Consider the following 5,667-nt stretch of genomic DNA (forward strand, 5'->3'; position numbering starts at 1 on the left):
AAGCCCCTCCACGAAGTCCAATCCCCGCCAACCCGACCTAATTAGCCTGTCCGCGCCGCGGCACTTCGTATCATTAGCAGCGACTTCAGTCGCTAGCTAACCAAACCAATTAGTTCGTAGGCTTACGAACCGATTTGCTCCATTGCGGTGACAATTCGCTGATAGTCTGCCATTTTCCCTTGCTGCTTGAATAGTGCTGCCGATTTTCGTAAATCTTCGATTGCCGTTTTCTTGTCGCCTAGTGCTAACTTCGCCACCCCGCGATTGGCATAGGCTTGAGCGAAGTTGGGTTTGAGGGCAATGGCGCGGTTAGCATCGGAGATCGCGCCTTGATTATCGCCGCTCTGGTATTTAGCAAACCCCCGCACGAAATAGCCTTCAGCGAGGTTGGGATTCAGTGCCAGAGCGCGGTTGCAGGCTTCGATCGAGCCTTTGTTATCGCCGAGTGCGAGTTTGGCAGCACCGATATTGCTATAAGCTTGAACGAGACTGGGTTTGAGGGCAATTGCGCGATTGGCATCCTCGATCGATACTTGATATTCCCCTAGCTTAAATTTAGCCAAACCTCGATTGAGATAGGCTTCTGCTAATTTAGGATTGAAGCTAAGTGCCCGATTGCAATCAGAGATCGCTCCTTTATCGTCGCCTAATTCTGACTTGGCAAGACAGCGATTAGAATAGGCTTGAGCGAAGTTGGGTTTGAGGGCAATTGCGCGAGTAGCATCTTCAAGTACTCCTCGATTATCGCCTAACTGAAACTTCGCCAGACTGCGATTGACATAAGCTTCGGGTAAGTTAGGATCGAGGCTAATCGCCCGATTGCTGTCTTCCATTGCACCTTTAGTATCGCCCAATTCCGCCCTAACGTAAGCCCGATTAGATTGAGCTTGAGCAAATTTAGGATTGATGGCGATACTTTTGTTGTAGTCTGATAATGCGCCTTGTCTATCGCTCAATTGAAATTTAGCAACGCCTCGAACATAGTACAGTCGCGCGTTGTTAGCATCGATCGCGTTCGCGGAGCGTTCCTGTAGGGAAATCGCTCGATCGGCATTCGCTAACATCCCCTGATAGTTGCCCTTACTCTCTTCTAACAGCGCAGCGGCGAGTAAATCTTCGACGGGTTTGGGTTTGACGGTGGCGACTTTTGTTGGTGTATAGCCGTTCACCCCGGCAGCGGTGGCGAGCTTAGCGAACGTATTAATTGTAATACCTAAATTGTATCCAGTCTTCACCCGCACGTTATCGTTGACAGTCGTTTGCAGCTTGGTATCGATATCCCCTTGTCCGTGAATGGCAATCAGTTCGCCGCTTTCGTTCCAGACTGGGCCGCCACTATAACCGGGTAAGGTATTATTACTATAAATTAGCGAGTAGCCTTTGCCCTGTTGTTTATTTTGGGGATTGGCAACCACATCTCCTTTGACGATCGAAAATACCGAGGTATTAATGGCGGTAGACAACGGAAAGCCAGATACATAAATCGTTTCGGTGGCTTCGACGCGATCGGAATTGTCGATTAATTTAGCAATTGGATAGTTTTTACTGCTAGTAAAGGTAACTACTGCCAAATCGACTTTATTCGGAAACAGTTTTGCTTTGCTAGTCTGATGTTTCGCATCGTCGGCGGTGACAATCTCGCAACCGCTCTTTTGAAAGTTATGCGCCACAGTCAGCACGCTGTAAGTGTTACCATCTTTGCGAATAATTACGCCAGAACCAAAGTCACAGCCAGTAATCTGTACGGTGGTTTGTCTGGCAATCCGTTGAATCTCCACTGGGGACAGAGCCGCAGCAGGCGAAACATAGCTAACGAGGGCAATGGTACCAAGCACAGCGGTTGGCAACAAGTAGTTTTTCATCTTCAGCAAAAATATCCAATCTTCAGCATATTATCATCTACGAACCGATCCGTTTAATTTCGGCAATAACTCTTTGATAGCTAGCGGTTTGTCGTTGCAGTTTAAATCGATTGGCAGCTTTTTTGAGATCGACGATCGCACCTTTTTTATCGCCAGTTTTAGCTTTAACTAAGCCACGATTGGCATAGGCTTTGGCATGATTGGGATCGATCGCGATCGCCCGATTGTAATCTTCGACCGCGCCTTTATTATCGCCAGTTTTAGCTTTAGCATTCCCACGATCGTTATAAGTTTCGGGATCTTTCGGGTTGAGCGCAATTGCCCGATTGAAACTAACGATCGCACCTTGAGGATCGCCCAGCTCGGATTTTGCCAGACCGAGATTGTAGTGAGCTTCGGTATAATTAGGATCGAGGGCGATCGCCTTATTGAAGTCTGCAAGTTCGCCCTTAGCGTCGCCTAGCATCGCCTTGACGGTGCCTCGACTTAGATATGCCTGGGGAAGCTTGGCATCAAGGGAAATCGCTTGGTTGAAGTCTTTTAATGCGTCTTTGGTAGCACCGAGCTTGGCTTTAGCATTGCCGCGATTGTAATATGCTTTGGCATCATTGGCATTAAGAGCGATGGCTTTGTCATAGTCCACGATCGCGCCTTTATTATCGCCCAAGTCAGATTTAGTCGTCCCGCGATTGTTATAAGCCGAAGCCTCATTCGGATCGAGCGCGATTGCTTGGTTGTAGTCGCCGATGGCATCTTTGTTACCCAGCATCGATTTAGCAACGCCGCGATTGTAATACAGTCGGGCATTCTGAGAGTCGATAAAAATCGCCCGATCCATATCGGCTAACATCCCCCGATAGTCGCCTTTGCGCTCTTTCTGTAAAGCACTAGCAATTAAATCGTCTACTGGCTTAGGTTTAACGGCAATCTGCGCGGTTGTATAACCGCTAATTCCGGCTGATGTAGCCAGTTTGGTAAAGGTATTAACCGTAATCCCCAAATTGTATCCAGTCTTGACTCGCACATTGGCATTCATCGTCGATTGCAGCTTGGTATCGACATCCCCCTGTCCGTGAACGGCAATCAACTCGCCGCGATCGTTCCAAACGGGGCCGCCACTGTGCCCTGGAAGCGTATTATTACTATAAATTAGCGAATAGCCTTTACCTTGTTGGGTGGTGCTATTACTGACAACATCCCCCTTGACAAAGGTAAAAACAGGCTGAGAAATCGCGCTAGATAACGGAAATCCAGATACATAAATCGGTTCGCCTGCAAAGATCCGATCGGAATTATCGACGAGTTTGGCAACTGGATAGTTTTTGTTACTAGTAAAGCTGACGACAGCTAAATCGACATTGTTAGGAAACACTTTTACCTGTGAAACTCGATACCTCTGTTCGTCTGGGGTGACAATTTCGCACCCGCTCTTCCTAACTACATGCGCCACCGTCAGCACGGTATAAGTATTGTTGTTTTTTTGAATTATTACCCCAGATCCGACATCGCACCCAGTGACCTGGATGGTAACTTGTTTGGCAGTTTGCTGTACCTGCACTGGCGACAGAGCCACAGCAGGCGCAACAAAGCTGACTAAAGCAATCGTACCTAGTAAAGCAGTTGGCAACAAATAATTTTTCATGGTTAAGCGATCGAGCGGTTTTCGATACGCTTATTTTATCGCGATGTTACTGACGTTAACACCTAAAGCTTAAAGCCTGAAAAAGGAACCGCCCAAGACACGATTAGGTGTCTCAGGCGGAATGTGGTGTGAGGAGTGAACGGAAACATCAGCTTCCGTCGATCTTTATTGTAACAGCACCTCTAAAAGATTGGGGAGGCTAATTTTGCGGAAATAGCGATCCTAATCTAAAAAACGATCTCGATAGATGAGTTAACAGACTTCAGATCCAGCAATACTTTTCTAATCCTGTCTTGTCGCGCTTTTCTTGAAAAGGTGCTTCACTTGCTCCAGTTGGGTCGGATGGGTTACCCCTCCGCGACCCATACCCAAGCAGCGGCTCACCACTCTATTTGCCCATACCCAACTGTTGCGCTTTCTGATATACTTTGCCTTCTGTGAGCAACGAGGGAGCAATCACAACCTCAACTTTCTGCATTTCCCCAATCGTTCTGGCACCCAGGGTACCCATACTAGTTTTGAGCGCACCTAACAGATTATGAGTACCATCATCTAATTTAGCTGGCCCAGTGAGAATTTGTTCTAGAGTGCCAGTGGTACCGACTTTAATTCGCGTACCTCTGGGTAGTACGGGGCTGGGAGTTGCCATGCCCCAATGGAAACCGCGTCCGGGTGCTTGTGCCGCGCGTGCGAATGGCGAACCAATCATCACACCATCGGCACCGCAGGCGATACATTTACAAATATCGCCACCAGTAACCAAACCACCGTCGGCAATCACGGGAATATATTTACCCGTCTGTTTAAAGAACTCATCTCGTGCCGCCGCACAGTCCGCTACGGCGGTTGCTTGAGGTACGCCGACTCCGAGTACCCCACGGGATGTACAAGCCGCGCCAGGGCCAATCCCGACGAGGACGGCAGCCGCACCTGCTTGCATTAATTCCAGGGTGATATCGTAGGTAACACAATTACCCAAAACGACTGGCATGGGCATTTCTTGACAGAACTTAGCCAGATTTAGCGGTTGGATGCCTTCTGGCGCGAGATATTCAGTCGAGACGACGGTGGCTTGGATAAAGAATAAATCTGCACCTGCTTCGGCTACCGCCGCGCCATATTTAGCTGCACCTGCGGGGGTCGCACTCACAGCCGCAATGCCGCCAGCGGCTTTGATTTCGGCAATCCTGACCCCGATTAATTCTGGCTTGATAGGTACGGCATAGAGTTCTTGCATTAGTGTCACGAACCCATCGTTCCCAACAGCCGCAATTCGATCGAGAATTGGGTTGGGATCTTCATAGCGAGTTTGAATCCCTTCGAGGTTCAGCACTCCCAGCGCGCCGAGTTTCGATAACTCTGCCGCCATCCGCACGTCAACCACTCCATCCATTGCGCTAGCAATAATCGGAATTTCGCGTTTTATATTACCAATTTGCCAGCTAGTATCTGCCAAACTGGGATCTAGTGTTTTGCCGCTAGGCACTAGGGCTATTTCGTCAAAGCCGTAGGCTCTGCGAGCCGTTTTCCCTTTCCCAATTTGAATATCCACGATCGATCCGACCTTTTCCAAAAAACGTCTTTAAGTAAGCCTAACAAATAGACTGCAACATTTGTTTACTTTTTTACAGATTTTTAGGAAAGAATCTGAACCAAAACTGATTTTCAAAGTTACCACAATGAAGTAGGTTTGTCAGTTTTTGGTGCAAATTCCCCTCCTCTTTCAAATGCCCTGGTTGCGATTACCGAAACCGAGCAGGGTTTAATTTCTTGGCATTACCAGTAGTGGAATTTGTCGTGCTGGGGGCGCGGAGTTGGGTTGCGGTACCGCCATCTTTTGTAGACAAGAACGGACGCAGATCGATACTATCTTTGGCTTTGAGTGCGGGTGTGGGACTGGTAGCAGTGCCAGTATTAGCAAGTCCTGGTAAAACATTTCCCAGCAAATCGCCAAACCCATTATTACCACCATCGGCAAACGTCGTCACGCCAGTAGTTCTTTGTCCGCTATCGGCCATTGTCAGATTGCGGAAGACAGAATCTCTGGTGGTAATGGCATCTTGCCCTTGAGGTACTGTAAATACGATCCGACATTCACTATTTTTTTCGGTGGTGACGCAGACGGTATCATAATTATTTTTGACATCGGTACGTAGTTCTTTA

4 protein-coding genes are annotated in these 5,667 nt (G+C 48.1%); all 4 read right to left on the reverse strand.

The genetic code is table 11. The features are described 5' to 3' along the window. Positions 1–122: 122 nt before the first annotated feature. Positions 123–1,862, reverse strand: a complete 1,740-nt coding sequence (locus tag RMO79_RS20305; RefSeq protein ID WP_310485085.1) for a trypsin-like peptidase domain-containing protein — start codon at positions 1,860–1,862, stop codon at positions 123–125. Between the two features lie 37 nt (positions 1,863–1,899). Further along, the gene (locus RMO79_RS20310) at positions 1,900–3,504 is read right to left on the reverse strand and encodes a tetratricopeptide repeat protein (protein WP_310485086.1); all 1,605 of its coding nucleotides are present in this window, start codon (positions 3,502–3,504) and stop codon (positions 1,900–1,902) included. A 388-nt stretch (positions 3,505–3,892) separates the two neighbouring features. Further along, positions 3,893–5,056, reverse strand: coding sequence for a GuaB3 family IMP dehydrogenase-related protein (locus tag RMO79_RS20315; protein ID WP_310485087.1), 1,164 nt, complete (start codon positions 5,054–5,056; stop codon positions 3,893–3,895). A 190-nt stretch (positions 5,057–5,246) separates the two neighbouring features. Then, on the reverse strand, positions 5,247–5,667 hold a 421-nt coding region (locus RMO79_RS20320; protein ID WP_310485088.1), incomplete at its 5' end, for a COP23 domain-containing protein.

Source organism: Chamaesiphon sp. VAR_48_metabat_403 (assembly GCF_031422475.1).
In the GTDB taxonomy this organism is placed as follows: Bacteria; Cyanobacteriota; Cyanobacteriia; order Cyanobacteriales; family Chamaesiphonaceae; genus Chamaesiphon.